Source organism: Agromyces cucurbitae (assembly GCF_058349945.1).
This window is the reverse complement of sequence record NZ_JBYRES010000001.1, coordinates 1,166,243-1,192,910: the sequence shown is the minus strand read 5'-3', so window position 1 is coordinate 1,192,910 and position 26,668 is coordinate 1,166,243. Positions and strand designations below refer to the sequence as shown.

Here is a 26,668-nt window from a genome sequence, read left to right as displayed (position 1 = left end):
CCCTCCTCCGAGCGTAGGCTCTGACACCAGCCGACACATCATCCGCGACCGAAGGAGCCGGCGATGACCGACTGGACCCCCGACGAACTCGAGCGCATCGGCGCCGCCGAGGAGCTGGAGCTCGCCTCGCGGCGGCCCGACGGCACGCTGCGCCCGTTCGTCACGATGTGGGCGGCCCGCGTGGGCGACGGCGTCTACGTGCGCTCGGCGTACGGCCCGGAGGCGGGCTGGTACCGGCGGGCGATCGCGAGCGGCACGGGGCGCATCCGCGCCGGCGGCGTCGAACGCGACGTGCGGTTCGCGGATGCCGCGCCCGAGGTGCAGCGCGAGCTCGACGCCGCGTACCTCGCCAAGTACGCGCGCTTCGCCGAGAACATCGTCGCGACGGTCGTCGGCGAGCACCGCTACGACGTGACCGTCCGGCTCGACGCGGAGGACTGACGCCGGGTGATGCCCGACCTCGAGACGGTGCGGCTGCCGGCCGGCACGGTCGGCCTGCACGACGCCCGCCGCAAGGTGCGCTGGACGGTCGAGCTCGAGCCGTTCGAGATCGGCGTGTTCGCCGTCACCCAGGAGCAGCTCGCCGAGGCGATCGGCGAGACGGCGCGGCATCCCCTTCGCCCGGCGACCGACGTGAGCTGGCTGCGGGCGGTCCGGTTCTGCAACGCCCTCTCCGAGTGGGAGGGGCTCGAGCACGCGTACGCGTTCGACGGGCTCGACGTGCACTGGGACGCGACGAGCGACGGCTACCGCCTGCCCACCGAGGCCGAATGGGAGTACGGGTGCCGCGCGGGCTCGACGGGCCCGCACTACGGCCCGCTCGCCGACGTCGCGTGGACGGCCGCCGACGGCGTGACGTCGCCGCAGCGGGTCGGCCTCAAGCTGCCGAACCTCAACGGCATGTTCGACACGCTCGGCAACGCGTGGGAGTGGTGCTGGGACCTGCTCGACCCCGCCCGGTACGACGACTACCGGGTGTTCCGCGGCGGCGGCTACGCCGACGACGCGTGGAACGTGCGCGCGTCGACCCGGCGCGGCGGCGCACCCGGCATGCACCACGAGGATGTCGGCTTCCGGGTCGCACGGGGCGGCTTCGACGATCCAGATGCCGCGCAGGGGTGGTCGCTCGCGGCCGACCTCGAACGCGCGGCGATCGACGGGCCGTTGCCGCCGGGGTGGACGCCGCGGCGGTGAGCCCCGTGTCGGCAGTACCTGACAGACTCGGGTCATGACGACGCGCATCGGCACGCCCGGCGGCACGCCAGAACGGCCCGCGGTGTTCTTCTCCGGGCCCGACGAGTTCCGCGCGTGGCTCGAGGCGAACCACGACACCGAGACCGAATTGTGGATGGGCCTCTACAAGAAGCACGTGCCCGATCGCCCCATCACGTGGGAGACCGCGGTGCCCGTCGCGCTCTGCTACGGCTGGATCGACTCGGTCGCCCAGCGCATCGACGACGACGCCGTGCGCCAGCGCTGGTCGCCGCGCAAGCCGTCGAGCACCTGGTCGAAGGTCAACATCGCCCTCGTCGAGCAGCTCACGGCGCAGGGCCTCATGACCGAGGCGGGCCTCGCCGCGTACAACCGGCGCCGCGCCGACCGCACCGGCATCTACTCGCACGAGAACCCCGACCAGGAACTTCCCGCCGAGTGGGCCGCCCGCATCGCGGCGAACCCCGCGGCATCCGCGTTCCTCGCCGCCGCCACCCCGACGTACCGCCGCCAGACCACGCACTGGGTGCTGCAGGCGAAGCAGGCGGCGACGCGCGAGCGCCGGCTGCAGCAGCTCATCGACGACAGCGCCGCCGGCGAGGTCGTGCCGTTCCAGCGCTACGGCGAGACGCCGAAGTGGGTCTCGCGAGCGGCCGAGGCGGCGAGGGCCGCAACAGCAGCCGAAGACTCGTGACGCGGCGAGGGGCGGATGCGCGCAGCATCCGCCCCTCGATCGTGCCTGGTGCACGGGCGGCAGCCGGCCGCCCGCCCGGTTCAGGCCTTCGCGAGCCCGTAGATCGGGCTCTTCTCCTGTTCGGCCTCGTGGTCGGGGCCGAGCGGAATGCCCGAGCGGTCGCGCAGCAGCAACGTCGCGACGAGGCCGATGAGCGTCATGCCGGCGAGGTACCACGTGACCGCGTCGGTCGAGCCGGTCGTCTGCACGAGCCACTGGGCGATGGTCGGGGCGAACGCGCCGCCGAGGATCGCGCCGATCGCGTACGAGATCGAGACGCCCGAGAAGCGGATCGAGGCTGGGAACAGCTCGGAGTACAGCGCCGCCTGCGGCCCGTACGTGAAGCCGAGGCCGATCGTGAGCGACACGAGCCCGAGCGTCAACAGCGCGATGTTCGCCGTGTTCACGAGGGGGAAGAGCAGGAGGACGCCGACGAGCTGCAGCACCCAGCCGATGATGTAGGTCGTGCGCCGCCCGATCTTGTCGGAGAGCCAGCCCGCGATCCAGGTGAAGACGAGCCAGGACACCGCCGAGATCGTCACGGCCGTGAGCACGTCGGCGGTCCCGAGCCCGATCGGGCCCTTCTCATCGGTCGCGTAGCGCTGGATGTAACCGCCGGTCGTCATGTAGCCGACGGCGTTGTTGCCGGCGAAGACGAGCGCGGCGATGATCACGAGCAGCAGGTGCTTTCGGAACAGCTGCACGATCGGCATGCGGGTCTGCTCCTTGCGCTGAGCGATCTCGGTGAAGACCGGGCTCTCCTCGACCTTGCGACGCACGTAGTAGCCGATGAGGATGAGCACGACGCTCAGCAGGAACGGCACGCGCCATCCCCACGCGAGGAAGGCGTCGCCCGGTGCGATGAACGCCATGAGGGCCATCGTGCCCGAGGCGAGCAGCAGTCCGAGCGGCACGCCGATCTGCGGTGACGCACCGAACATGCCGCGCTTCTGCTTGGGGGCGTGCTCGACGGCCATGAGTACCGCACCACCCCACTCGCCGCCGGCCGAGATTCCCTGCAGGATGCGCAGGAGGATCAGCAGGATGGGCGCCGCGATGCCGATCGCCTCGTAGGTCGGCAGGACGCCGACGAGCGTCGTCGCGGCCCCCATGAGGACGAGCGTCAGCATCAGCACGAGGCGGCGACCGTACTTGTCGCCGAGGTGGCCCGCCAGGAAAGCGCCGAGGGGGCGGAACAGGAAGCTGATGCCGACCGTGATGAACGACAGGATCTGCGCGAACTGCTCGCCCGCAGGTGCGAAGAACAACTGTGCGAAGACGGTGCCTGCCGCAGTCGCGTAGATGAAGAAGTCGTACCACTCGACGGTCGTGCCGACGACGGTCGCGAAGACGACTCGTCTTCGGTCGCCGACCTGGGCGATCGTGCCGGTGGGGGTGAATCCGGGCTGGTCGGGTGCGCTCATCGCGTGACTCCTTCGTCTGTTCAGGGGCCCGGCGGTGCGCCGAGCACCCCGCCGAGGAGGCCGCCACGAAGGGTCGTCGACGACCTGCGCTAGATCATATACGATTTCAGATCTGATTGGGAGGCGAGCGGGCCGGACGTCCGGCGGCGCCCACGTATCCTTGCGTGGTGACGACCCCCGCCCCCAGGTTCTCGGCCGTGCTCTTCGACTGCGACGGCGTGCTCGTCGACTCCGAGCGCATCACGCTGCGCGTGCTGCGCGAGATGCTCCACGAGCTCGACTGGGAGCTCGGCGAGGCCGACGTGGTGCGCTACTTCCTCGGGCGGTCGCTGCGCGACGAGTGGCCCGTCATCCTCGAGCACACCGGGGTTCGCATCGACGACAGCTGGATCGGCACGTTCCGCCGCCGACGCGACGCCGCCCTCACCACCGAGGTCGCACCGATCCCTGGGGTCGCGCCGGCGCTGTCGGCGATCACCGCGACCTTCGGCGAGCGCGTCGCGTGCGTGTCGGGGGCCGACCGCGCCAAGGTCGAGCTGCAGCTGGATGCCACGGGGCTGCGCCCGTTCTTCGGCGACCGCATCTTCAGCGGCCTCGAGCAGCCCCGCACGAAACCGGCACCCGACGTCTACCTCGCCGCCGCCAGGTCCCTCGGCATCGATCCCGCCACGGCGCTCGTCGTCGAGGACTCGGTCGCCGGCGTCACCGCGGGCATCGCCGCGGGAGCGACCGTCTACGGCTTCGCGCCGCTCGGCCCCACCCGCACCGACCCCGCCGCGCTCACCGCGGCGGGCGCGTCGCTCGTGTTCACCGACATGGCCGAACTGCGGGGGCTCGTCGGCGCCTGACGGGGTGTTAGCATCGCTCGACGCGCCCTCGCCGCGTCTCGGCAGTGCGGCCGTCTCCGCATCCTCCAGATCGGATGCATCGTGACCCGACCTCGACGACTTCCGCGCCTGCTCGCCGCCGCAGCCGTACTCGCCTTCGCGTCGGCTGCGCTGAGCGTGACGCCCGCGAACGAGGCGGATGCGGAGGAGGTCTACTGCAACTCGATGCCGCGAGCCGTGGCGGACACCGTCGAGCGGATCGCCGGCGCCGACCGGTACTCGACCGCCGTCGCCGTCTCGAAGGCGGGCTTCGAGCCGCGTACCTGCGAACTCTTCATCGCGACCGGAACGGGCTACGCCGACGCGCTCGCCGCAGCCGCAGACGCTTCGCGCATGGAGGAGGAACCGGTCCTGCTCGTTCGCCCGAATTCTGTCCCGGCCGAAGTCGTTGCAGAGATCAAACGCCTCCGCCCGGCGTGGATCAAGGTGATGGGCGGCCAGGGCGCCGTGTCCGAGGCGGTCTTCGCGCAGCTCGGTGCGCTGGTCGGCGGACATGTCATGCGGTTCTCCGGCAGCGATCGGTACGCGACGGCGGCCGAGCTCTTCCACGGCGATGCGACACCGGCCGACACCGTCTACATCGCATCGGGCCAGCGATTCCCCGACGCGCTCGCGGGAGCGCCGCTCGCGGGCCACTCGCGCTCGCCCCTCCTGCTCGTGCCGAGCACGAACGACCTGCCCGAGAGCGTCAAGGTGCGCCTTCGCGATCTGCAGCCCAGGCGCATCGTGATCCTCGGCGGCACCGGCGCCGTCTCGAGCGCCGTCGCGTCGGCACTCGGTCACTACACCACGGGCAAGGTCACTCGAATCGCCGGCTCCGACCGGTTCACGACGAACGTCGCCGTCTCGAAGCAGATCGCCCCGAACGGCAGCAGCACGGTGTACATCGCGTCAGGGCGGGACTACCCCGACGCACTCGCGATCGCTCCCGTCGCCGCACTCTCGCGGGGCCCGGTGCTCCTGGTCGAGCGCGACTCCATCCCCGCGTCGATCGAGGCGGAGCTCCGGCGACTGCAGCCGCGCCACATCGTGATCGTGGGAGGTCGCGGCGCCGTCTCAGACCGGGTCGCGCAGCAGCTCGACGCCTATCGCGTGCCGCTCGAGTAGTCGTCATCACGCACGGGGTGCATTGAACCCGATCCACGCGAGCGCCCGGTCGACGGCGTCGGCCGGGTCACCGGCGCCACCCGTCTCTGCCCACGCACTGAGCGCGGCGAAGGTCGCCGCCTCGAGCGCTGCGGCGAGTGCCCGGCACACCTCCGGCGACGCCTCGGGCAGCCGTATGCCGAGAAACGTCGCGATCTGCGTCGTCCACACGCGGTTCGCCGCCGCCGCGGTCGCCGCGAGCTCGGGCTCCGAGGCGATCAAGCGGAACCACGCGGTCGCGCTGCGTCGGATGTGCCGGTCGTGCGAGATCGACGCGACGATGACCCGGCGCACGGCATCGGCCGCCGGGATGTCGTGCGGGAGCACCGCGATCGCGTCGGCCAGCCGCTCGTTCGCCGCCTCGACCTCGGCCCACGCGATCCGGTCGCGGGTGCCGAAATGGCGCATGAGCGTGCGGGCGCTCACGCCCGTGGCCTCGGCGAGCTCCTTCCACCCCGTCGCCCCGTAGCCCCGCGTCGACCAGAGCTCGAACGCGACCTCGGCGACCGCATCGACGTCGACGACGCTCGGCCGGCCGCGGGCGCGCCCCCGCGCCGTCTCCCCGGTGGTGCTGGCCTCACCCGACGGCGTCGCTCCCCCTACAGCATCCACAGCCGCCTCCATGATTTTTGTCGTAGTGTGTCAAATATAGGACCACACCCTCGGAAAGGATCATCATGACTCGCACCTACGTCGTGACCGGCTCGGCCTCGGGCATCGGCGCCGCCACGAAGCGCGCGCTCGACGAGCAGGGCGCCCGCGTGATCGGCGTCGACCTCCGCAACGCCGACGTCGAGGCCGACCTCTCGACCGCCGAGGGCCGCGCCGCCGCGGTCGCCGCCGTGCTCGAGCAGTCGGGCGGTGTCGTCGACGGCGTCATCGCGTGCGCGGGGCTCTCCGCGCCCGCGCCGGTGACGATGTCGGTCAACTTCTTCGGCGTCACCGGGGTGCTCGAGGGCCTGCTGCCCGCGCTCCGGGCGTCGTCGGCGCCGCGCGCCGCGGTCGTCTCCTCGATGGCCTCGCTGCAGCCCGTCGCGCCCGACCTCGTCGAGTCCGCACTGGCGGGCGACGAGCCCGCCGCGCTCGCGGTCGCCGCGAAGCTCGCCGAGCAGGGCCCCGAGGTGGGCTACCTCGTCTACCCGTCGTCGAAGCGGGCGCTGTCGCGCTGGGTGCGCCGCGAGTCGATCACCGAGGCGTGGGCCGGCTCCGGCATCCCGCTCAACGCCGTCGCGCCCGGCACCGTCATCACGCCGATGACCGCGGGCCTGCTCGACAACCCCGAGGGCCTCGCGATGGTCGACGCCGCGGTGCCGATGCCACTCAACTACCACCAGCCGGCCGAGTCGATCGCGAACCTGCTCGTCTGGCTCACGAGCGTCGAGAACACGCACATGGCGGGCCAGACGATCTACTGCGACGGCGGCGCCGACGCGACGCTCCGCGGCGACGACATCTGGTCGTGGAACGACCCGAAGCCGGCCGCGTAGGCGACTCCGGCCCGGCATGACGCCGCGCCGGCACGCCATCGGGCCCGGCGCCTCCTCGCGAGGCGCCGGGCCCGAGGTCGCTTTCGCGATCGCGACCAGGGCGGGGCCGCAGGGCTCCGCCGTGCTGCACGTGCCCCGAGCCCGGCGGCTCGAGGTTCACACGCGGTCGACCGGGACGAGCTCGCTCACGGCGCGTTCGATCGCACGACGGTCGTAGCTGCCGGTCGGCAGCGCCGACGCGTGCGCGTACCGCACGATGCCGCGACCGTCGACGAGCACGGTTCCCGACTCCTGCATCGAGCCGAACACGCGCTTCGCGAGGCCCACCGACTCGTGCGCCGTCGTCGCGTCGCCGCTCACGACCGGGAACGGAATGCCGCGGCGCTCCTTCAGCGCCGCCGCCTCCGCGACGCCCTCGGGAACCGCGACGACGACGGCGACGCCGCGAGCCGCCAGCCACTCGACCTTCCGCACGAGGTCGCCGACGTGCACGTTGCAGACCGGGCACGTGCTCGTGCGCATGAAGAAGACGAGCAGCCCCTCGTCGCCGCTCGCCTCGAGCAGCCGGAGCGGTTCGCCCGAGCTGTCGAGCAGCAGCAGGTCGGGCATCGGTGTTCCCACGTCGATCATGTCGCACTCCCTCATATATTCAGGCAACCTGAACAACAGGGTACTTGAAGAAATGCTCCTCGGCTAGCGTTGGTCCATGCCGCATTCGCCCGAGCTTCCACTCGGAATGCTCGCTGCCCGGCTGGCGAAGGAGTTCGAGGCCGCAGTCTTCGACGAGCTGACGCAGGCGGGCTACCCCGACCTGCGCGTGCGCCACTCCGTGCTGCTGGGCGCGCTCGACGAGACGGGCCTGCGCCTCACGCAGCTCGCCGCCCAAGCGGGCATGACGCCGCAGGCGATGGGCGAGCTCGTCGACGACCTCGAGCGCGGCGGATACCTCACTCGCCGCGCCGACCCGGCCGACCGGCGTGCGCGGCTCATCGTCGCGACGCCCAAGGGCACGCGAGCGCTCGCCGACTGCCTGCGCATCGTCGCGTCGATCGAGGCCTCGTACGCGCGAACGCTCGGTGACGAGCGCTACGCCCTGGTGCGGGCCGCATTCGCCGAGCTCCTCCGGCCGTAGCCGGGTTCGCGACGCTACCCGACCGCCGCCGCCGCGTACTCGTTCGCGATCCGCGCGACCTTGTCGACGTAGTCGTTGTCGTGGTTGTACGAGTAGACGGCCGCCCGCCAGCCCTCGGGGCCGGTCATCGCGCCCGAAGCGCACAGGTACCGGGCCGTCGAGAGGGCCGCGTCGTCGATCTGGTTCGGGTCGGCGATGTCGTCGCCGTTGCCGTCGCTCCCCCACTTCTGCCACGTTGACGGGATGAACTGCATCGGGCCGACCGCTCGGTCGAACGTGTCGTCGCCGTCGAGCAGTCCGCTGTCGGTGTCGTCGATCTTCGCGACGCCCTCGCCGTCGAGCGCCGGGCCGATGATGGGCGGCTGCGCGTTGCCGTACTCGTCGAGCGAGGTGTCGCCGTGACTGCCGTGGCCCGACTCGACCGAGCCGATGGCGGCGATCGTCGCCCAGTCGACCCCGCACCCGGGCGCCTCGTCGGCGAGCATGACGTGCGCGAACGCATACGCCGTGAGCGCCCGCACGGGAATGTCGGTCGCCTCCGAGATGCGCGAGAGCCACTCGGGGTCGACCGACGGCAGGGGCGCCACGCCCGAGCTCGAGAGCCCCGTCGGCTCCTCACCCGCAGCGTCGCCCTCGCCGACGCCGGTGCCCGCGCCGCCCTGTCCGAGGGCATCGCCCTCGTCGGTGCCGGGTGCCGACGCCACGGGCGGCAGCGCCACGCGCGCACCGTACGCGGCGGGCGCGGCGAAACCGCCGGGGTTCGCGGCCGTGCCCATGACGTTCACGCCGTAGACCACCCCGACGACGAGTGCGACCGCTCCGGCGATCGCCCCCACGACGAGTCCGGCGGAGATCGCGATGCGGCGCACGAGGCGCCATCCGGTCGGTCGCTCACGGGGCGACCGGCGGTGCCCGCCGTAGTCGTCGGCGTCGTCGTCCCAGGACATCAGGTGGTTCACTCCGTTCGGGCGTTGGTTCGTCGTGCCCGCAGGGTCGGCCGGCCCGCTCGAACGAGCGCGGCCGCACGACCCGTCCTCCCACGGTACGCGCCTCGGGCGACTCCCGCACGGAATTCTCCACAGGCGTCCCGCGTCCACCCCTCGCGACGGCGCACCGCGAGCGGATAGGCTCGGCCGCGTCGGCACGAAGAAGGGCTGCGGCCATGTCGAACGCACTCACCGAAGACCAGCGCGCGATCGTCGACGCCGTGCGCGAGTTCACGACCGCCGAGCTCGCCCCGTTCGCGAACGACCGCGACCGCACCGAGACGTTCCCGACGGATGCGCTCGAGCACGCCGGCCGGCTCGGCCTCGGCGGCGTCTACGTCGGCGAGGACGTGGGCGGCTCGGCCCTCGACCGGCTGACCGCGACGCTCGTGTACGAGGAGCTGGCCAAGGGCGACACCACGATCGCGGCGTACCTCTCGATCCACAACATGGTCGCGTGGATGATCGACCGGTACGGCGATCCCGCCCAGCGCGACCGCTGGCTGCCGGGGCTCACCTCGCTCGTCGCCCGCGGCAGCTACTGCCTGACCGAGCCGTCGGCCGGGTCGGATGCCGCGGCGATCACGACGTCCGCCCGCCGTGTCGGCGACGACTACGTGCTGAACGGGGTGAAGCAGTTCATCTCGGGGGCGGGCTCGTCAGCCGTGTACCTCGTCTTCGCCCGCACCGGCGAGCCCGGACCACGGGGTATCAGCGCGTTCGTCGTTCCGGCCGAGGCATCCGGCCTCTCGTTCGGACCCGACGAGCGCAAGATGGGGTGGCGCGCCCAGCCCACCCGGCAGGTCGTGCTCGACGACGTGCGGGTGCCCGTCGACCACCGGCTCGGCGACGAGGGCGGCGGGTTCGCGATCGCCCTGTCGGGGCTCGACGGCGGTCGCGTGAACATCGCCGCCTGTTCCCTCGGCGGGGCGCAGTGGGCGCTCGATCGAGCCCTCCGGCACGTGCAGGAGCGCGAGGCGTTCGGGCAGCCGCTCGCCGAGCACGAGGCGGTGCGCTTCACGCTCGCCGACCTCGCCACCGAGCTCCATGCCGCGCGCCTCATGGTGCACGACGCGGCGACCGCGCTCGACGAGCACGCCCCCGACGCCACCGCGAGGTGCGCGATGGCGAAGCGGTTCGCGACCGACGCCGCGTTCACCGTGGCCGACGGCGCGCTGCAGCTGCACGGCGGCTACGGCTATCTCTCCGACTTCGGCCTCGAGCGCGTCGTGCGCGACCTGCGCGTGCACCGCATCCTCGAGGGCACGAACGAGGTCATGCGCCTCATCATCGCCCGGCGCCTGCTCGGCGGTCGCTGAGCCGCCGAACCGGGCGTCGTCAGTCGGCGAGCAGCCCCGAGTGCAGCAGCTCGAGGTAGTTCTCACTGACGCTCGCCGCCGTGTGGCTGCCGCCGGGGCGGTACCAGAACACCGTCGACCAGACCGCGTCGCGGATGAACCGGAACGCGAGCCGGGGATCGATCGTGTCGCGGAAGACGCCGTCGCGCTGGCCGGCGACGATCTGCTCCAGCCAGAGCTCCTCGATGCGCGCCGCACCGTCGACGAGGAATTCGAACCCGGGCTGGGTCATCAGGAACCCGGTCTCGTTCTGGTAGATGCGCACGTCGTCGGGGCGTGCCTCGATCGTGAGGAACGCGTGCTCGATGAGCTGGTCGAGATGGCTGCGGTAGCCGCCCGAGCTCGCGACGATGCGTTCGAACTGCGCGAGCGTCTCGTCCATGAACGTGCGCAGGATCTCCTGCAGCACCGCTTCCTTCGACGCGAAGTGGTGGTACAGGCTGCCCGAGAGGATGCCGGCTTCGTCGGCGATGTCGCGCACAGTCGTCGACGAGTACCCGCGCGAGGCGATCTGGCGCCGCGCGATCGCGATGATCTCCTCGCGCCGGCCCGTACCGTCGCCCACGTCAGCGCCCCGAGACCTTGCCGAACAGCCGCGCGATGGGCGCCAGCACGAGCGGCCGTGCGGCGATCCAGGCCACCGCGATCACGACGAGCGACGCGGCGAAGATCCAGAAGCCGGTCCAGCTCACCTCGTCCTGGCTCGCGTACATGTGGTTGAGGTTGCGCAGCACCCCGGTCGCGAGGACGAGTCCGACGTGCACGACGATGAACGCCACGAAGTAGAGCATCACCGGGAAGTGCACGGCACGCGCCCACTCGACCGGGTAGATGCGATTGAGCGTCTTCGCGTTCTTCGGCCAGATGCCCGACATGCGCACGCCCGTGATCGCCGCGAGCGGCGCCGCGATGAAGACGGTCGCGAAGTAGGCGAGCTGCTGCAGGCTGTTGTAGTTGACCCAGCCGTTCTCGGTCGGCCAGTCGAGCGAGAGGTACTGCAGCAGCGCCGAGATCGCGTTCGGGAAGACCTCCCAGCTCGTCGGCACGATGCGCATCCACTGCCCGGTGACGAACAGCAGCACGACGAACACGACGCCGTTGACGAGCCACAGGATGTCGAGCGACTGGTGGAACCACAGGGCGAGGCTGATCTTGCGCTTCGCGTTCCAGCGCGGGGTCCAGAACGCGGTCGGCCGCTTCTGGGTGCGCACCTGCAGACCCGAGCGGATGATGAGCACGATCAGGAACACGTTGAAGAAGTGCTGCCAGCCGAGCCACGCCGGAATGCCGATCGGCGCCGTCTCGGGCAGGTGGTACTCGCCCGGGTAGGCCGCGAGGAACTCCTGCATCGGCGCGGTGGCGAGCAGCCAGTTCACGACGACCACGACGCCGGTGCCCGCGAGCAGCAGGCCGAAGCCGCCGATCACGAGTACGGCAGCCCATTCGGCCCGCGAGAACGGCCCGTACAGCTTCGGCCACGGTTCGGCGACGGGCGGTGCGGATGCCGCGACCGGCGCCGCTCGCCGGGGCCGCGCCGCGGGTGCGGGGCGCGGCGCCGGTGCCGGGGCCGGTGCGGGTGCCGGTGCCGGTGCGGGGGTCGCGACGGGTTCGGGCGCGGCCACCGGTTCGGGCGCGGCCACCGGTTCGGGCGCGGCGACGACTGGCTCGGCGACGCGTTCGGGTCGAGCGGGTGCCGTGCCGGCGGGCGGCCAGGGTTCGCCGTCGGGTGTGCGGGGCAGTCCGCGACGCAGGGCGATGCCGCCGGCACTCGGGGCGGTCGTGGCCGCGCGCGCCGCGGGGGCGGCTGCGGCGACCGGCGAGGCGGGTGCGGCGGGTGCGGCTGCAGCCGGCGCGAGGTCCGCCGCGGGAGCCGCGACGACGGCTTCGGCCGCCGGCACCGTCGCGGCGGCCGGCCACGGTTCGCCGCCGGGTACGCGCGGCAGGCCGCGCCGGATCGACCGCGTCGATGCTGCGGCAGCCGCCGGCGCCGTGACGGCGGCGGTCGGGGCGGCCGCCGGCGTCACGGCCGCGGTGGTCTCGGCGGGCACCGTCATCGCCGTCTCGGTCGGTGCAGCGGCCGTCGCGACGACCTCGGCCGCGGCATCCGTCGCCACCGTCGCGATCGCGACCTCGCCGGCAGGGGGCCAGGGCTCGCCGCCGGGAATGCGGGGCAGTCCCTGCCGTGTCGTTCGCCCGTACGTCGCCATCGCGAGTTACGCCTTCCGCGCCTCGAGCGCGGAGATCAGCTGCGGCACGACCGTGAACAGGTCGCCCACGATGCCGAAGTCGGCGATCTCGAAGATCGGGGCGTCGGCGTCCTTGTTGATCGCGACGATCGTCTTCGCGGTCTGCATGCCGGCGCGGTGCTGGATCGCCCCCGAGATGCCGAGCGCGATGTAGAGCTGCGGCGACACCGAGACACCGGTCTGGCCGACCTGGTACGACTGCGGCACGTAGCCGGCGTCGACCGCGGCGCGCGAGGCGCCCACCGCCGCGCCGAGCACGTCGGCGAGCTGGTCGACGAGCGCGAACCGGTCGGCCGAGCCGAGCCCGCGACCGCCGGAGACGACCTTCGCGGCGCCGCGCAGCTCGGGGCGCGACGACGTCACGACGGCGGCCTCGACGCTCTCGATCGTGGCCGCGCGGCGACCCGAGGCCTCGACCGCGATCCGCTCGACCGAGGCGGGCTGCCCCTTGGCGCGGGCATCGACAGCGCCTTGGCGCACGGTGATCACGGGAGCGCCCCAGGTGACCGCCGAGTCGACGTTGTAGGCGCCGCCGTAGACCGAGTGGTGGGCCACGACGCCCTCGTCGTCGCGCGAGACCGCGACGGCGTCGACTGCGAGCCCCGCGCGCGAGCGGGCGGCGAACCGTGCGGCGATCTCGCGACCCTCGATCGAGTTCGAGACGAGCACGGCATCGGGACGCACGAGGTCGGCGGCGGCCGCGAGTGCGTCGGCGGCGGGCACCGTCAGCCGCGCACCCGCCTCGGCGGGCTCGGCGACGAGCACGTGGGTCGCGCCGAGCGCGGCGGCATCCGCCGCGGCCTGCTCGCCGGCACCCGGCGCGGCGACGAGCAGGGCGACGGGGGTGCCGACGCCGGCCGCGGCGCCGAGGAGGCCCGCGGCACTCTTGGCGAGCTCACCCGCGGGGGTCAGTTCGACGAGCACGAGGATCGAGTCGGCCTTGTAGTCAGTCATCTCGGTCCCCTTACGCGAGCCGGTTCTGGACGAGGAAGTCGGCGAGCTGCTCGCCGGCGTCGCCCTCGTCGACGATCTTGGTGCCCGCCGTGCGCGGGGGCTTCTCGGCGAGCGAGATCATGATCGAGCGCGCGGCGTCGGTGGTGTCGGCGTCGACGCCGAGGTCGGCGAGCGAGAGCGTCTCGAAGGGCTTCTTCTTCGCGGCCATGATGCCCTTGAAGTTCGGGAAGCGGGCGTCGGGCAGGCGCTCGGTGATCGAGATCACCGCGGGCAGCTGGGCCGTGACCTGCATCGTGGCGTCGTCGCTCGCGCGCTCACCGCGCACCTCGGCGTCGGTGATCTCGACCGAGTTGAGGCTCGTCGCGTTCGGCAGGTCGAGCAGCTCGGCGATCATCGCGGGCAGCACGCCGCCCGATCCGTCGGTCGATTCGTTGCCCGTGATCACGAGGTCGAACCCGATGCGCTGCAGCGCCGCGGCGAGCACTTCGGCCGTGAGGCCGAGGTCGGCCCCGACCAGCGCCTCGTCGACGACGTGCACGGCCGACGACGCACCCATCGCGAGCCCCTTGCGCACGGTCGCCGCCGCCGCCTCGGGCGACATCGAGAGCACGACCACCTCGGTGCCGGCGTTCGCGTCGGCGTACGAGAGGGCCACCTCGAGTGCGCGCTCGCCGATCTCGTCGAGCACCGTCTCGCTCGCCCCGCGGTCGGCGAGGCCGGTCTGCAGGTTCAGTTTGCGGTCCCCGTACGTGTCGGGCACCTCTTTGACCAGGACGACGATCTTCATTCCGCTCCTTCGACACGGTTCGCTCCATCCTAACCAAGCACTTGCTTGCCGAGGTCGCGGTGGTTCTTGTGGGATGCCGCTAGTTTCGCCGCATCCATCATGAGACGGTTCGTAGGGTGTCCACAGTTCGCGCTCCCGCGCGCGAGGTGCGAGGTTACGCTGCGGGCATGACCGCATTCCGACCCCCTGTTGCAGATATCGCCTTCGCCCTGGAGCACGTCGTCGACTACGACGCCGTCGCGCAGCTGCCCGGATTCGAGCACGCCGACCTCGAGACGGTCTCCGAAGTGCTCGACGAGGTCGGCAGCTTCATGGCCGAGGTCGTGGCCCCCACCAACCGCGCCGGCGACCTGGAGGGTTCGACGCTGAACCCCGACGGCACCGTGACGACCGCGACCGGCTTCAAGGAGGCCTACTCGGCGTACGTCGACGCGGGCTGGGGCTCGGTGCCGCTGCCCGAGGAGTACGGCGGCGGCAACTTCCCGCGCACCATCGGCCTCGCGGTGCAGGAGCTCATGATGACCGCCAACATGGCGTTCTCGCTGGCTCCGCTGCTCACGCAGGGCGCGATCGAGGCCCTGCTGCACTACGGCAGCGACGAGCAGAAGCAGCAGTGGCTGCCGAAGATGGTGTCGGGCGAGTGGGCCGGCACCATGAACCTCACCGAGCCGCACGCCGGTTCCGACGTCGGCGCGCTCACGACCAAGGCGGTCAAGCGCGAGGACGGCACGTACGGCATCACCGGCCAGAAGATCTTCATCACCTTCGGCGACCACGACCTCAGCGAGCAGATCGTGCACCTCGTGCTCGCCCGCACGCCCGACGCCCCGGCCGGCACGAAGGGCATCTCGATCTTCATCGTGCCGAAGTTCCTCGTGAACGAGGACGGCTCGCTCGGCGAGCGCAACGGCGTGCACACCGTCGGCGTCGAGCACAAGATGGGCATCCACGGCTCGCCGACCTGCGTGCTCTCGTACGAGGACGCGACCGGCTACCTCGTCGGCGACGAGAACATCGGCATGCGCATCATGTTCGTCATGATGAACAGCGCCCGCCTCTCGGTCGGCACCCAGGGCCTCGCCGTCTCCGAGCGTGCGTACCAGCAGTCGCTCGACTACGCGCAGGAGCGCGTCCAGGGCCGCGCGATCGGCGCGACGCAGGACTCGCCCATCATCGACTTCCCCGACGTGCGCCGCATGCTCATGACGCAGAAGGCATACATCGCCGCGATGCGCCGCATGATGCTGCTCAATGCGACCTACGTCGACCAGTCGACCCACAACCCCGACCCCGCCGTTCGGGCGCGCGCGAATGAGATCGTGGGCCTCCTGACCCCGATCTGCAAGTCGTTCGGCACCGACCTCGGCAACGAGCTCACCTCGCTGGCACTGCAGATCCACGGCGGCATGGGCTTCATCGAGGAGACCGGCGCGGCGCAGCACTACCGCGACGTGCGCATCGCCGCGATCTACGAGGGCACGAACGGCATCCAGGCCGCCGACCTCGTGGGCCGCAAGCTCCCGGTGCGCGACGGTGCCTCCGCGCTCGAGTTCATCGCGACGATGCGCGAGCTCGACGCCGAGCTGGCCGCGGCCGGCGAGCAGTTCGGCTCGATCCGCTCGCACCTGAGCGAGCAGCTCGACACCCTCGAGCAGACGACGGCATGGATGCTGCGCACGGGCGCGACCGACCCCAACGCGGTGCTCTCGGGCTCGACCCCGTACCAGCGCATCTGGGGCCTCGTCGTCGGCGGCTGGCTGCTCGCGAAGTCGGCGCTCGCCGCCCGCGGCCTCGACGCCGACGGCATCGCCGAGACGCAGCTGCCGCTCGCCCGCTTCTACGCCGAGCAGCTGCTGCCGCAGGCGGCCGGCCTCGTCGGTGCGGCGACCGCCGGCTCGCGCGACCTCTTCGCGCTCGACGCCGCCGCGCTCGGCGACGCTGCGGCCCGCGCGGCTCGCGTCTGACGCGTCGCGACCGCACGACGATGCGCCCGCCCTCCGGGGCGGGCGCATCGTCGTTGTTCCGGGGCGCTTCGGTCAGGGGTGCTGCGCGGCGAGCCGCATCGTCGCACCCGCCCGGGCGGCGAAGCCCTGCGCGGTGGCGGCGATCGTGCGCTGCATGACCTCGACCGCCGCGGTCGGCTCGACGTCGACCGGGCGTGCGAGGCTGATCGTACGGGCGAGCGTCGGCGACGCGAGCCGAACCGAGCGCAGCCCCGGACGATCGACGAGCACGAGCGCCGGCACGATCGCGACGCCGAGGCCGCGCTCGACGAACCGCAGCACCGCGTCCATCTCGGCGCCCTCGAGCACGACGTCGGGCGTGAGTCCGGCGGCCGCGAACGCGGCGTCGGTCGTGCCCCGCAGGTCGTAGGTCGAGCTGAACACGATCTGCGGCAGCGCCGCGACCTGGGCGAGCCCGATCACCTCGCCGGTCGTGACCGGGGGCAGCGCCGCCGATGAGATGACCACGAGCTCTTCGACGAGCAGCGGCGTCGTGACGAAGCGCTCGGCGGCCGTCGTCGCGTCGGAGGTCGTGATGAGCGCGAGGTCGAGCTCGCCGCTCACGAGCTCGTCGAGCAGACGGCGCGACCCCTGCTCGGAGAGGTGCAGGTCGATGCCGGGATGCTCGGCGTGGAACACGCTCAGCACCTCGGTGACGAGGCTGATGCAGAGCGTCGGCGTCGCGCCGAGCCGCACCCGGCCGCGCTCGAGCCCCGCGAGCTCCGCGAGCTCGCGCCGCACCGACTCGGCGTCGGCGAGCATGCGGCGCGCGAGCGGCAGCAGCGACTCCCCCGCCGGTGTGAGGGTCGACCCGCCGCGGGCACGACGGAACAGCTCGGCACCGAGGTCGTGCTCGAGCGCGGTGATCTGCCGGCTCAGCGTGGGCTGGGCGAGGTAGAGCTCTTCGGCCGCACGGGTGAAGTTGCCGAAGCGGGCGACCGTGACGAAGCCCTGCAGTTGCTCGAGGTTCACATCCATACTCTACGCGCATGGTGACTACTCCTTATATGCATTGGAGTAATCGCCGAGACACGCCTACCGTCGTTCGCATGACCACCCCCACCACCACCGCCCTGCCGGCCGAACGCCGGATCTCGACGACCGTGCTCGTGATCGGCACCGGCGGCTCGGGCCTGCGCGCGGCCATCGAGCTCGCCGAGGCCGGCGTCGACGTGCTCGCCCTCGGCAAGCGCCCCAAGTCCGACGCCCACACCTCGCTCGCCGCCGGCGGCATCAACGCGGCACTCGCCACGATGGACCCCGACGACAGCTGGCAGCAGCACGCCGCCGACACCCTCACGGAGAGCTACTTGCTCGCCGATCCGTGCACGGTCGAGACCGTCACGAAAGGCGCGGGCCGCGGCATCCAGGATCTGGAGCGCTACGGCATGCCGTTCGCCCGCGAGGCCGACGGGCGCATCTCGCAGCGCTTCTTCGGCGCCCACACGTACCGCCGCACCGCGTTCGCGGGCGACTACACGGGACTCGAGATCCAGCGCACGCTCGTGAACCGCGCCGTGCAGCTCGACATCCCCATCCTCGACACCGTCTACGTCACGCGCATCCTCGTGAACGACGACGGCGCGGTGTTCGGCGCCTACGGCTTCGACCTCGAGACCGGCACCCGGTACCTCATCCACGCCGACGCCGTCATCCTCGCGGCGGGCGGGCACAACCGCATCTGGCGGCGCACGTCGTCGCGCCGCGACGAGAACACGGGCGACTCGTGGCGCCTCGCCGTCGAGGCGGGCGGCCGGGTGCGCGACCCCGAGCTCGTGCAGTTCCACCCGTCGGGCATCATCGAGCCCGAGAGCGCGGCCGGAACGCTCATCTCCGAGGCGGCGCGCGGCGAGGGCGGCATCCTCACCAACGGCCTCGGCGAGCGCTTCATGCACAAGTACGACCCCGAGCGGCTCGAGCTCTCGACCCGCGACCGCGTGGCGCTCGCCTGCTACACCGAGATCAAGGAGGGCCGCGGCACCCCCAACGGCGGTGTCTGGCTCGACGTCTCGCACCTGCCCCGCGAGACCATCATGCAGCGGCTCCCCCGCGTCTACCAGACCATGCTCGAGCTGCAGATGCTCGACATCACGCAGCAGCCGATCGAGATCGCGCCGACCGCGCACTACTCGATGGGCGGCGTCTGGGTCCGCCCCGACGACCACGGCACCGATGTGCCCGGGCTCTACGCCATCGGCGAGGCATCCAGCGGCCTGCACGGCGCGAACCGGCTGGGCGGCAACTCGCTCATCGAGCTGCTCGTCTTCGGTCGCATCGTCGGCCAGGCCGCAGCGGCCTACTCGGCCGCCCTGCCGGCGCAGCGGCGCTCGGCCGCCGCGGTGCAGGTCGCGCGCGACGAGATCGCCGACCTGCTCGCGTCGGACGGCGCCGAGAACGTACGCGCCCTGCAGCGGGCGATCCGCGACACCATGACCGAGCACGCGGGCGTCGTGCGCGACGAGGAGGGCCTGCGGGCCGGCCTCGCCGAGCTCGACGCGATCGAGGCGCGCATGGCCGGCATCGGCGTGCACCCCGACATCGCGGGCTATCAAGACCTCGCGCACGCCTTCGACCTCAAGTCGGCCGCGCTCGCGGCGCGTGCGACGCTCGAGGCCGCATTGGAGCGGCGAGAGACCCGAGGCTGCCACAACCGCAGCGACTACCCGTCGATCGACGAGTCGCTGCAGGTGAACCTCGTGTGGTCGCCGCAGACCGGCGTCACGCGCGAGTCGATCCCGGCGATCCCCGAGGAGATCGCGTCGCTCATGCGCGAGGTGTCGACGGTCGGCAAGCTCGTGGAGTAGTCCCCGGCGAGCCCAGACGCGAGGGCGGATGTCGTTCCCCGGCATCCGCCCTCAGCCGTGTCCGGCGGGCGCGTCGCCGCCCATACGATGGCGTGATGGCCCTCTTCGATCACCTCGGCCTCAGCGTCGAGGACCTGCCCCGTTCGATCGCCCAGTTCGACCCCGTCATGCAGGCGCTCGGCTGCACGCGACAGGACGGCGACGGCAGCGTGTCGTGGTACCTGGGCGAGGAGGAGCTGATCCTGTTCCCCGCCCGCGAACCGGGCACCGGGCCGCACCGGCACGGCCGGGTGGGGTGGCAGCACCTCGCCTTCGCCGTCGAGTCGCGCGATGAGGTCGACCGCCTGCACGCGATCGCGATGGACGCGGGCTGGACCGCGGTGCGCGACCCGAAGCCGTACCCGCGCTTCAACGAGCGCTACTACGCGTCGTTCGTCGAGGAGGACAACGGCATCCGCCTCGAGTTCATGCACAACCCGCCCCGCGAGAACGCCGCAGGCTGACCCGATCCGGCATCGGCGGCACCGACCGGCCGTCGTCAGCGCGAGGCGGAGGCCCCGCGGGGGTCGCCGACGCCGGCGCCGGCGGTGAGCGCACCGAGCACGGCCTCGAGGGTCGCGTGCGCGGCATCCCGCCAGTCGACGCCGTCGAGCAGGTCGTCGGTCGCGAGCGCGGCGACGCCGTGCACCGCGGCGAAGATCACGAGCGCCTGGCGTTCGACGTCGCCCGGCGCGGTCTCGCCTCGCGCCTGCGCCGCGGCCACGAGGGCGACGACGGCGGCCATGCTCGCACGGCCGAGTCCGACGAGCTCATCGGATGCCTCGGGGTGGTGCTTCGCCTTGTACATGAGGTCGAGGATCGCCGGGTGCTCGACCGCGAATCCGATGTACGCGAGGCCGGCGGCGCGCAACTGCGCGGCGAAGGTCGCCTCGCCGGCGGCCGCCTCGGCGAGCGCGGCGTTCATGCGCTCGAAACCGGTGATCGCGACGGCGTCGAGCAGTGCGGTGCGATCGGCGAAATGACGCGCGGATGCCCCGTGGCTGACGCCGACCTCGCGCGCGAGCCCGCGCATCGACAACGCGTCGAGCCCCTCCTCGTCGATCGTCGCCCAGGCGCGCTCGAGCAGGGCCTGGCGCAGGTTGCCGTGGTGGTACGCGCGTTCGGTCACTCTTGCACCCTATCCGAAAGTAGACATTGACAACAATGCTGTCACTGTCTACATTTGCGGACATGACCATCGACTTCCACCGCACGACCGCCCTCATCACCGGCGCGAGCTCGGGCCTCGGCGCCGCGTTCGCGACGATGCTCGCCGGCCGCGGCGCCGACGTCGTGCTCGTCGCCCGGCGCGAGGATCGCCTGCGCGAGCTCGCCGCACGCATCGAGGCCGAGCACGGCGTTCGCGCGACGCCCATCGCCCTCGACCTCGCCCGGCCCGATGCCGCGACGAAGCTCCGCGAAGAGCTCGAGGCCCGAGGCATCCGCATTCAGACCCTCGTCAACAACGCGGGCTTCGGCATGAAGGGGCCGCTCGCCACGGCCGACGCCGCCCGCATCGCCGAGATGGTGCAGGTGAACGTCGCCGCGCTCGTCGCGATCACGCGCGAGTTCCTGCCCGACCTCGTGCACGACGGGCGGGGCGCACTCGTGAACATCGCGAGCACCGCGGCGTACCAGCCGTGCCCCGACATGGCGGTCTACGGCGCGACGAAGGCGTTCGTGCTGAGCTTCACCGAGGCCATCGCGTACGAGACCCGCGAGTCGGGGCTGCGCGTGCTCACGGTCAGCCCCGGTGCGACGCGAACCGAGTTCTTCGATGTCGTCGGCACCGAAGATGCCTCCGTCGGCAGATTCCAGACACCCGAGCAGGTCGTGTCGCTCGCACTGAACCGCCTCGACCGGCGACGCACGCCGCCGAGCGTCGTCGGCGGCCGCGCGAACGCGATCACGAGCGCGCTCGTCGGGTTCATGCCGCGACGCGTCGTGCTCGCGGCGAGCGGCCGGGTGGTCACCGGGCCGCCGCGCTGAGCGCCACTCGTTCACTCGTCGCCGTCGAGTGTCGATCGAGGTCGTGCCCGTTCGACGCCCGAGTAGAAGCACGATCCCGAGAGGAGCACATCATGAGCACGGTCGTCTTCGACATCAGCATCTCGCTCGACGGTTTCATCGCAGCGAGCGGCATGACCCCCGACGAGGGCATGGGTATCGGTGGGGAGGTGCTGCACGACTGGGCCTTCGGGGGTGGTGATCGTGATCGAGAACTGCTCGAGCAGGCGGGCGCACGTCTCGGCGCCGTCATCTGCGGACGCCGCACCTACGACAACTCGATCAAATGGTGGGCGGCCGACGGCCCGACCGGGCCGGCCCGCGTCCCGCTGCAGGTCGTCAGTCACAGCACGCCCGACGACGTGCCCGATGGCGGTGTCTACACGTTCGCCGGCGACATCCGCTCGGCGCTCGACGCCGCGCGCGCGACCGCGGGCGAGAAGGACGTCGGCATCATGGGAGGGGCCGACCTCGCACGGCAGTACCTTCGCGAGGGGCTCGTGGACGAGATCTCGCTCCACATCGTGCCGGTGCTCTTCGGCAGCGGCACGCCGCTCTTCGAGGCATCCTGGCTCGATCGGCACGTCCGTCTCGAACGCATCCAGGCGATCGAGACGGATGCCGCGACGCACCTGCGTTTCCGCGTCGTGAAGCCGCAACCGGCGGCATCCGCCTCGTCAGCGCATGATCAGTAGCCGACGGTGAAGCGCTCGCGACGGTGCTTGCCGCTCTCGACCTCGTCGACGACCGCGATGCCGAAGTCGGCGCCCGAGATGTACGAGCTGCCGTCCTCGGCCTGCACGAAGACCTCGCCGCCGTCGCGGTACGAGCCGGTGCGCTCGCCGGGCTCCCACGAGCCGAAGACCTTCGGCGGGTGCACGAGGAACCAGTCGAGGCCGGGTTCGCTCGCCCGCAGCAGGTCGAGCGACTCGACGCCGACCGCCGCCTCGTGACGGTACTGCTCGGGCACGCCGAGTTCGAAGAGGCTGGGACCGCCGGGAGCCGAGAGGCTGCCCATCGCGCCGCCCACGACGCCGAGGCGGGTGGGGGTGCCGGTCAACCGGTCGGCGAGCTCCTTGAGCGCGCCGGGCACCGCATCCGTCATGTCACCGCGAGGCGCGACCGCCGAGATCACCGCATCGGCACCGTCGAGCTGGGCGGCGAGCCCGTCGAGCTCGAGGATCGAGCCCTGCACGTAGTCGACGCCGTCGACCTTCTCGGCCGGCTCGTTGCGCGCCACCGACACGACGTCGTGGCCACGGGCGGCGGCCTCCGCGGCGATGTGTCCTCCGGCGTATCCGGTGCCTCCGATGACGACGATGCGGGCCATGCTTCACTCCTTCGGCCGCCACGGTGGCGGCATCCAGGGGGTTCAACGCGGCGGGGCGCGCAGAATTCCGGTGTTGCGCGGCGTTGCCATGCGTCGCCGCGCACCGCCATGCGTCGCGTGCGGCTGCCGATGGCCGGTCAGCGGCCGAGCGCGGCGGCGACCGCGGCGCGCAGCTCGGGCACCGTCTCGGCCTCGAACCACGGGTTGCGCTGCTGCCAGGCGATGTTGCGCGGCGAGGGGTGCACGACGGGGAAGACGCCGGGCCCGTAGTCGCGCCAGTGCCGGACCGTCTCGGTGAGGGTGGGCAGCCGGCCCGGCAGGTACGCACGCTGGGCGTGCGCGCCGACGAGCACCGTCAGCCGCAGGTTCACGAGCTGCTCCAGGAGCGGCGGATGCCATCTGGCCGCGATTCCTCGCCGCGGCGGCAGGTCGCCCGAGGCGGCCTTGCCCGGGAAGTAGAAGTCCATCGGCACGATCGCGAACGCACTCGGGTCGTGGAACGTCTCGCGGTCGACGCCGAGCCAGCGCGTCAGGGTGTCGCCGCTCGCGTCGTTCCACGGGATGCCCGACTCCTGCGCGCGCCGCCCCGGCGCCTGGCCGATGAGCAGCACGCGCGACTCGGGCGACGCGGCGAACACCGGCAGCCAGCCGAGCGCGGTGAACTGCGCGTTCTCGGGGTCGGCGGCGATCGCGCCGCGGATCTGCTCGATCTCGTCGGTCATGGTCGCTCCAGACTACGTCCAATTATTTAATGCTTGACTTATATAAGTCTCGATGCAAATATTGGCATCATGCACGCGCTCGATGTCCTCGGGGATCCGGTTCGCCGGCGCATTCTCGAACTGATCGCCGACGGCGAGTCATCTGCCGGCGAGGTCGGCGGGGTGATCCAGGCCGAGTTCGGCATCTCGCAGCCGGCGGTCTCGCAGCACCTCCGCGTGCTGCGCGAGTCGGGGTTCGTCACCGTGCGCCCCGAGGGGGCACGTCGGCTCTACGCCGTCGACCCCGCACCGCTCGCGCAGGCCGACGCCTGGTTCGACCACTTCCGGCGGTTCTGGCAGCCGAAGCTCGACGCCCTCGGCACCGAGCTCGCGCGCGGGCGCCTCGCGCAGCGCAAGGCCGCCGCGACGAAGCCGGCCGCGGATGCCTCGCCAGGGGCATCCGCACCGGCCCGACCGCCCCACAACGACACCGGCAACGACCCGTACGACGACTGAACGAAGGAGTACCGACATGGTTGACGTGAACGCCCAGCTCGACGCCGTCACGCGCAGCATCGAGACGAAGGAGGTCGACGGCGAGCGCACGTACGTGCAGTTGCTCACCCAGACCTACCCCTCCCCCATCGACGACGTGTGGGACGCGGTGACGAGCGCCGAGCGCATTCCCCGCTGGTTCCTGCCGGTCTCGGGCGACCTGCGCCTCGGCGGCCGCTACCAGCTGGAGGGCAACGCGGGCGGCGAGATCCGCACCTGCGAGCCGCCGCGCGACGGCGCGGCCGGCTATTCGATCACCTGGGGCATGGGCCCCGGCGAACCGGCCGTCGTGAGCGTGCGCCTGATCGAGGTGGATGCCTCGCACACGCGTTTCGAGCTCGAGAACGTCGCCACGGCGGCGAGCCTGCCCGACGGCATGTGGGAGCAGTTCGGTCCGTCGGCGACCGGCATCGGGTGGGACCAGGGACTCCTCGGCCTCGCCCTGCACTTCTCGGGCGGCGACGACGGCATCGCGCCCGAGGAGGCGGCAGCCTGGGTCGCCTCCGACGAGGGCAAGAACTTCATGCGCCGTTCGGCCGACGCGTGGGCAGCCGCCCACGAACGCGACGGGGTCGCGGCCGAGGTCGCGAAGGGGGCGGCCGATCGCACCTACGCGGCGTACACCGGGGAGGCGCCGGCGCCCGAGATGGAGTGAGCGGACCGGCGTCGCCGGATCGACCGGTCCGCGCCCGGCGGAGCGGGCCGGTGCGCGGCCCGTGTCGGATGTCCGGCCTAGGCTCGCATCGTGCCCGACCTCGACGATGTGCGCCGCGCCGCCGCCCGGCTGCCGGGCAGCGAAGAGCGGGCGACGACCGGCGGCGCGGCCTGGTTCGTGCGCGGCAAGCTCTACGCGTGGGAGTGCCACCCGTGGCCGAGCATTCCCGACGACCTGCGCGAGATCATCGCGGCCGAGCTCGTGGTCGGGGTGAAGGTCGCCGATCCGGTCGATGCGCTGGCCCTCCGCGAGATGGAGCCCGACGTCTTCCTCGGTGCGACGACGCGCTGGGGCGAGCCGAAGATCGCGTTCCGCATGGCGCGCATCGACGCCGACCACCTCGCCGAGCTCGTGACCGAGGCGTGGCGCGTGCAGGCTCCGAAGTACCTGCGGCGCGAGTTCTTCGGCGAAGACGCGTAGTCGAGCCCCGCGGGGAGCTGACTCCTCCGAGAGCTCCAGTCGTCGTCTTGGGTGAACTCCGTGCGGGATCGATCAGCCGAGCGGGACGCGGAAGTAGAGATCCCAGTGCAGTTTGCAACCGGGGTTGAACGGCGCCGCGCAAGACGGACACGCGTGCGCGTCGGCATACTCGGCGATGGTCAGCAGCGTTCCGCACACTCCGCAGAGCACCGCCCGTTCCTGAAATTCCTCGGTCGGCCACTGGGCAGCCGGATGATCAACGGCCTCGCTGTGACAGAGATGACAGGGATAGAAGTCGCCGCAGCACGCGAACTTGACGGCGATGACGTCGAGATCGGTTCGGTAGTGAACGCAGCGGGTTTCGGCATCGACGACCGCCCCGCGCACGAGCGGCCTCACGGCGTCCCCGAGCCGTGTTCGAGCTCGTCGGCGTCTGGCCGCACGTCACCGATGTAGCGTCCGCCGATCGTGGCGATTCCGAAGGTGGCGGGCTTGCCTCGCAATCGGAGGATCACTTCGACGATCATCATGGTGCACATCGTCAGGGTGCCGAGGATCCATACGACGACCGTCACCCACATCGGCGGGTACACCCAGTCGGGTGCGCCGAAGATGACGCCGAAGACGATGATCTCGAGCAGGATGAGCGCGAGTCCCACGAGGAACACCGCGCCCGACACGAGATAGATCGACCGCGCGGGGTCGCCCTTGTAGATGAGTTGGAAGCGGGGGCGCCTCACGGGCGCGCGGTTGACCGCGGCTGCGACTCGCTTCGTGCGCTTCTTGCGACGACGAGCATTCGATCTCCCCACGGCTCCCTCTCCTCGATCGGCGTGCGGCCGTCGGACTCGGTGCGAGTCGAACCTATCGTGGCGAGCCTCCGCGGAGGCGCACCGACGTCATATCTCCCCGAGCCCGTCGCAGTGCGACGACGAGGGGTGGATGCCTCGCGGCATCCACCCCTCGGGTTGTTCGAAAGCAACCGAACCCTAGAAGTCCCAGTTCTTACCTGCGGGGCCGTGTTGCCCGAAATTCCGCGGAACCTACGGCAGCGTTGTTTGCTCGTGCCACCTGCGTGCCATTCGCAGCTTGCGCCGCCGAAGTCCGCTCGGCGGACGAATCGCACGGCCCCAATTCTACGTTTGGCGGCCACGGACTGCCCGGATACCATCTGACGATGTCGAGCGGCACAACTATCGGAAGTCGTCGGAGCTGATGGCCTCAACCCCGAAGCGATCACTGAGGTCGCTCGGGAAATCGCGGAGGTTCGCCGTCATGATGGCATCCGCGCTGGACACGATCGCTGCGGCGAGCACGTGACGATCGTCAGGGTCTGGCGTGACCTCAATTCTCGACTCGAGACCGTCCCACACAGTCGGCTACTTCGACCAGGGCGCCAGATCGCCGCCCGGAAGGCAAACGATCCGCCTTCCGGTCGGCCAGACAACGCTCCAAGCTTCATAGTCCGGGTCAGGTGCGACGACCACAGCTGCGCCACTCGCGAAGGTCAGTTCGAGCCGACCGTCAGCGGCAACTGCTGCTCCCACGAGCGACTGGCCGCGTAGGGCCTTCAGCGTGCGAGCAGTCGGGAAGTGCTCCGGGTCGATCCGGGTGATTGGTTCGCTGGGAGAGCGGTACTCAATTGCGCCTTCGATCTGTAGTTCAGCACCGGACTGAAGGACGATGGTGATGATGTTTGCAACATCGAGTTTCTCAATCCGCCCGCCGATTTCAAGTCTCAT

General features: G+C 71.4%; 32 protein-coding genes. 16 read left to right on the top strand and 16 right to left on the bottom strand.

From position 1 onward, the window contains the following. Nucleotides 1-63: 63 nt before the first annotated feature. Genes AC3RJ6_RS05500 through AC3RJ6_RS05490 form a run of 3 tightly spaced genes read left to right on the top strand, consistent with a single transcriptional unit; the run spans nt 64 to nt 1,906 of the window. Entirely contained in the window at nt 64-441 is a 378-nt protein-coding gene (locus AC3RJ6_RS05500) for a DUF2255 family protein (RefSeq protein WP_491425885.1), read from the top strand. A gap of 9 nt (nt 442-450) precedes the next feature. After that, nucleotides 451-1,194: a formylglycine-generating enzyme family protein gene (locus AC3RJ6_RS05495; protein ID WP_491425884.1), complete on the top strand. Its 744-nt coding sequence runs from the start codon at nt 451-453 to the stop codon at nt 1,192-1,194. Nucleotides 1,195-1,228: 34 nt separating this feature from the next. After that, nucleotides 1,229-1,906 carry a YdeI/OmpD-associated family protein gene (locus AC3RJ6_RS05490; RefSeq protein WP_491425883.1) on the top strand — a complete coding sequence of 226 codons (678 nt, stop codon included), beginning with the start codon at nt 1,229-1,231 and terminating at the stop codon, nt 1,904-1,906. A gap of 80 nt (nt 1,907-1,986) precedes the next feature. On the opposite strand, the gene AC3RJ6_RS05485 is transcribed toward AC3RJ6_RS05490, so the two are convergent. Continuing rightward, nucleotides 1,987-3,369: an MFS transporter gene (locus AC3RJ6_RS05485; protein ID WP_491425882.1), complete on the bottom strand. Its 1,383-nt coding sequence runs from the start codon at nt 3,367-3,369 to the stop codon at nt 1,987-1,989. 167 nt (nt 3,370-3,536) lie between these two features. Here AC3RJ6_RS05485 and AC3RJ6_RS05480 point away from each other — a divergent pair, with 167 nt between their 5' ends. Together AC3RJ6_RS05480 and AC3RJ6_RS05475 are read left to right on the top strand one after the other, a co-directional pair. After that, entirely contained in the window at nt 3,537-4,217 is a 681-nt protein-coding gene (locus AC3RJ6_RS05480; protein ID WP_491425881.1) for an HAD family hydrolase, read from the top strand. A gap of 81 nt (nt 4,218-4,298) precedes the next feature. Continuing rightward, a complete protein-coding gene (locus AC3RJ6_RS05475; protein ID WP_491425880.1) occupies nt 4,299-5,363 on the top strand; it encodes a cell wall-binding repeat-containing protein in 1,065 nt (354 codons plus the stop codon). Nucleotides 5,364-5,369: 6 nt separating this feature from the next. On the opposite strand, the gene AC3RJ6_RS05470 is transcribed toward AC3RJ6_RS05475, so the two are convergent. Beyond that, complete coding sequence (locus AC3RJ6_RS05470) at nt 5,370-6,026, bottom strand: TetR/AcrR family transcriptional regulator (protein WP_491425879.1); 657 nt, start codon at nt 6,024-6,026, stop codon at nt 5,370-5,372. Nucleotides 6,027-6,079: 53 nt separating this feature from the next. Here AC3RJ6_RS05470 and AC3RJ6_RS05465 point away from each other — a divergent pair, with 53 nt between their 5' ends. Then, the gene (locus tag AC3RJ6_RS05465; protein WP_491425878.1) at nt 6,080-6,889 is read left to right on the top strand and encodes an SDR family oxidoreductase; all 810 of its coding nucleotides are present in this window, start codon (nt 6,080-6,082) and stop codon (nt 6,887-6,889) included. A 156-nt stretch (nt 6,890-7,045) separates the two neighbouring features. Here the strand turns inward: AC3RJ6_RS05465 and AC3RJ6_RS05460 are convergent, their stop codons facing one another. After that, nucleotides 7,046-7,519, bottom strand: a complete 474-nt coding sequence (locus tag AC3RJ6_RS05460; protein ID WP_491425877.1) for a peroxiredoxin family protein — start codon at nt 7,517-7,519, stop codon at nt 7,046-7,048. Nucleotides 7,520-7,595: 76 nt separating this feature from the next. On the opposite strand from AC3RJ6_RS05460, the gene AC3RJ6_RS05455 reads away from it, so the two are divergent. Next, on the top strand, nt 7,596-8,021 hold the full coding sequence (locus tag AC3RJ6_RS05455) for a MarR family winged helix-turn-helix transcriptional regulator (protein WP_491425876.1): 426 nt from the start codon (nt 7,596-7,598) through the stop codon (nt 8,019-8,021). A gap of 14 nt (nt 8,022-8,035) precedes the next feature. Here AC3RJ6_RS05455 and AC3RJ6_RS05450 read toward each other — a convergent pair whose 3' ends face one another. Then, nucleotides 8,036-8,968: a lytic transglycosylase domain-containing protein gene (locus AC3RJ6_RS05450; protein ID WP_491425875.1), complete on the bottom strand. Its 933-nt coding sequence runs from the start codon at nt 8,966-8,968 to the stop codon at nt 8,036-8,038. A gap of 215 nt (nt 8,969-9,183) precedes the next feature. Between AC3RJ6_RS05450 and AC3RJ6_RS05445 the strand changes: the two genes are divergently transcribed. Next, nucleotides 9,184-10,326, top strand: a complete 1,143-nt coding sequence (locus tag AC3RJ6_RS05445) for an acyl-CoA dehydrogenase family protein (RefSeq protein ID WP_491425874.1) — start codon at nt 9,184-9,186, stop codon at nt 10,324-10,326. A gap of 19 nt (nt 10,327-10,345) precedes the next feature. On the opposite strand, the gene AC3RJ6_RS05440 is transcribed toward AC3RJ6_RS05445, so the two are convergent. Genes AC3RJ6_RS05440 through AC3RJ6_RS05425 form a run of 4 tightly spaced genes read right to left on the bottom strand, consistent with a single transcriptional unit; the run spans nt 10,346 to nt 14,352 of the window. Next, nucleotides 10,346-10,930 (bottom strand): TetR/AcrR family transcriptional regulator, encoded by a 585-nt coding sequence (locus AC3RJ6_RS05440; protein WP_491425872.1) that lies wholly within the window; start codon nt 10,928-10,930, stop codon nt 10,346-10,348. Between the two features lies 1 nt (nt 10,931). Further along, on the bottom strand, nt 10,932-12,572 hold the full coding sequence (locus tag AC3RJ6_RS05435) for a cytochrome b/b6 domain-containing protein (RefSeq protein WP_491425871.1): 1,641 nt from the start codon (nt 12,570-12,572) through the stop codon (nt 10,932-10,934). Nucleotides 12,573-12,578: 6 nt separating this feature from the next. Then, nucleotides 12,579-13,565, bottom strand: a complete 987-nt coding sequence (locus AC3RJ6_RS05430) for an electron transfer flavoprotein subunit alpha/FixB family protein (RefSeq protein ID WP_491425870.1) — start codon at nt 13,563-13,565, stop codon at nt 12,579-12,581. Between the two features lie 10 nt (nt 13,566-13,575). Continuing rightward, on the bottom strand, nt 13,576-14,352 hold the full coding sequence (locus AC3RJ6_RS05425; protein ID WP_491425869.1) for an electron transfer flavoprotein subunit beta/FixA family protein: 777 nt from the start codon (nt 14,350-14,352) through the stop codon (nt 13,576-13,578). Nucleotides 14,353-14,519: 167 nt separating this feature from the next. Here AC3RJ6_RS05425 and AC3RJ6_RS05420 point away from each other — a divergent pair, with 167 nt between their 5' ends. Further along, nucleotides 14,520-16,316: an acyl-CoA dehydrogenase family protein gene (locus AC3RJ6_RS05420; RefSeq protein ID WP_491425868.1), complete on the top strand. Its 1,797-nt coding sequence runs from the start codon at nt 14,520-14,522 to the stop codon at nt 16,314-16,316. Between the two features lie 72 nt (nt 16,317-16,388). On the opposite strand, the gene AC3RJ6_RS05415 is transcribed toward AC3RJ6_RS05420, so the two are convergent. After that, nucleotides 16,389-17,333 (bottom strand): LysR family transcriptional regulator, encoded by a 945-nt coding sequence (locus tag AC3RJ6_RS05415; RefSeq protein ID WP_491425867.1) that lies wholly within the window; start codon nt 17,331-17,333, stop codon nt 16,389-16,391. A 71-nt stretch (nt 17,334-17,404) separates the two neighbouring features. Between AC3RJ6_RS05415 and AC3RJ6_RS05410 the strand changes: the two genes are divergently transcribed. Next, nucleotides 17,405-19,159 (top strand): L-aspartate oxidase, encoded by a 1,755-nt coding sequence (locus AC3RJ6_RS05410; protein ID WP_491425866.1) that lies wholly within the window; start codon nt 17,405-17,407, stop codon nt 19,157-19,159. 95 nt (nt 19,160-19,254) lie between these two features. Next, nucleotides 19,255-19,662, top strand: coding sequence for a VOC family protein (locus AC3RJ6_RS05405; protein ID WP_491425865.1), 408 nt, complete (start codon nt 19,255-19,257; stop codon nt 19,660-19,662). A gap of 35 nt (nt 19,663-19,697) precedes the next feature. Here the strand turns inward: AC3RJ6_RS05405 and AC3RJ6_RS05400 are convergent, their stop codons facing one another. Further along, the gene (locus AC3RJ6_RS05400; protein ID WP_491425864.1) at nt 19,698-20,327 is read right to left on the bottom strand and encodes a TetR/AcrR family transcriptional regulator; all 630 of its coding nucleotides are present in this window, start codon (nt 20,325-20,327) and stop codon (nt 19,698-19,700) included. A 62-nt stretch (nt 20,328-20,389) separates the two neighbouring features. Here AC3RJ6_RS05400 and AC3RJ6_RS05395 point away from each other — a divergent pair, with 62 nt between their 5' ends. Further along, nucleotides 20,390-21,187: an SDR family NAD(P)-dependent oxidoreductase gene (locus tag AC3RJ6_RS05395; protein WP_491425863.1), complete on the top strand. Its 798-nt coding sequence runs from the start codon at nt 20,390-20,392 to the stop codon at nt 21,185-21,187. A gap of 92 nt (nt 21,188-21,279) precedes the next feature. After that, complete coding sequence (locus AC3RJ6_RS05390; protein ID WP_491425861.1) at nt 21,280-21,900, top strand: dihydrofolate reductase family protein; 621 nt, start codon at nt 21,280-21,282, stop codon at nt 21,898-21,900. On the opposite strand, the gene AC3RJ6_RS05385 is transcribed toward AC3RJ6_RS05390, so the two are convergent. Beyond that, on the bottom strand, nt 21,894-22,535 hold the full coding sequence (locus AC3RJ6_RS05385; RefSeq protein WP_491425860.1) for an NAD(P)-dependent oxidoreductase: 642 nt from the start codon (nt 22,533-22,535) through the stop codon (nt 21,894-21,896). The two genes, AC3RJ6_RS05390 and AC3RJ6_RS05385, sit on opposite strands and share 7 nt — an antisense overlap. Nucleotides 22,536-22,672: 137 nt before the next feature. Continuing rightward, nucleotides 22,673-23,257 carry a uracil-DNA glycosylase family protein gene (locus tag AC3RJ6_RS05380; protein ID WP_491425858.1) on the bottom strand — a complete coding sequence of 195 codons (585 nt, stop codon included), beginning with the start codon at nt 23,255-23,257 and terminating at the stop codon, nt 22,673-22,675. A gap of 69 nt (nt 23,258-23,326) precedes the next feature. Between AC3RJ6_RS05380 and AC3RJ6_RS05375 the strand changes: the two genes are divergently transcribed. The 3 genes from AC3RJ6_RS05375 to AC3RJ6_RS05365 all read left to right on the top strand — a co-directional run bounded on the left by AC3RJ6_RS05375 (nt 23,327) and on the right by AC3RJ6_RS05365 (nt 24,926). Continuing rightward, nucleotides 23,327-23,752: an ArsR/SmtB family transcription factor gene (locus AC3RJ6_RS05375; protein ID WP_491425857.1), complete on the top strand. Its 426-nt coding sequence runs from the start codon at nt 23,327-23,329 to the stop codon at nt 23,750-23,752. A gap of 16 nt (nt 23,753-23,768) precedes the next feature. Continuing rightward, complete coding sequence (locus tag AC3RJ6_RS05370; RefSeq protein WP_491425855.1) at nt 23,769-24,446, top strand: SRPBCC domain-containing protein; 678 nt, start codon at nt 23,769-23,771, stop codon at nt 24,444-24,446. 90 nt (nt 24,447-24,536) lie between these two features. After that, nucleotides 24,537-24,926 (top strand): MmcQ/YjbR family DNA-binding protein, encoded by a 390-nt coding sequence (locus tag AC3RJ6_RS05365; RefSeq protein WP_491425854.1) that lies wholly within the window; start codon nt 24,537-24,539, stop codon nt 24,924-24,926. A gap of 72 nt (nt 24,927-24,998) precedes the next feature. On the opposite strand, the gene AC3RJ6_RS05360 is transcribed toward AC3RJ6_RS05365, so the two are convergent. The 4 genes from AC3RJ6_RS05360 to AC3RJ6_RS05345 form a co-directional block, all read right to left on the bottom strand. Then, nucleotides 24,999-25,325: a CHY zinc finger protein gene (locus tag AC3RJ6_RS05360; protein ID WP_491425853.1), complete on the bottom strand. Its 327-nt coding sequence runs from the start codon at nt 25,323-25,325 to the stop codon at nt 24,999-25,001. Then, on the bottom strand, nt 25,322-25,738 hold the full coding sequence (locus AC3RJ6_RS05355) for a hypothetical protein (protein WP_491425852.1): 417 nt from the start codon (nt 25,736-25,738) through the stop codon (nt 25,322-25,324). The genes AC3RJ6_RS05360 and AC3RJ6_RS05355 overlap by 4 nt, the downstream gene beginning before the upstream one ends. 381 nt (nt 25,739-26,119) lie before the next feature. Beyond that, nucleotides 26,120-26,242, bottom strand: coding sequence for a hypothetical protein (locus AC3RJ6_RS05350; RefSeq protein ID WP_491425851.1), 123 nt, complete (start codon nt 26,240-26,242; stop codon nt 26,120-26,122). 63 nt (nt 26,243-26,305) lie between these two features. Continuing rightward, nucleotides 26,306-26,668 carry a DUF6188 family protein gene (locus tag AC3RJ6_RS05345; RefSeq protein ID WP_491425850.1) on the bottom strand — a complete coding sequence of 121 codons (363 nt, stop codon included), beginning with the start codon at nt 26,666-26,668 and terminating at the stop codon, nt 26,306-26,308.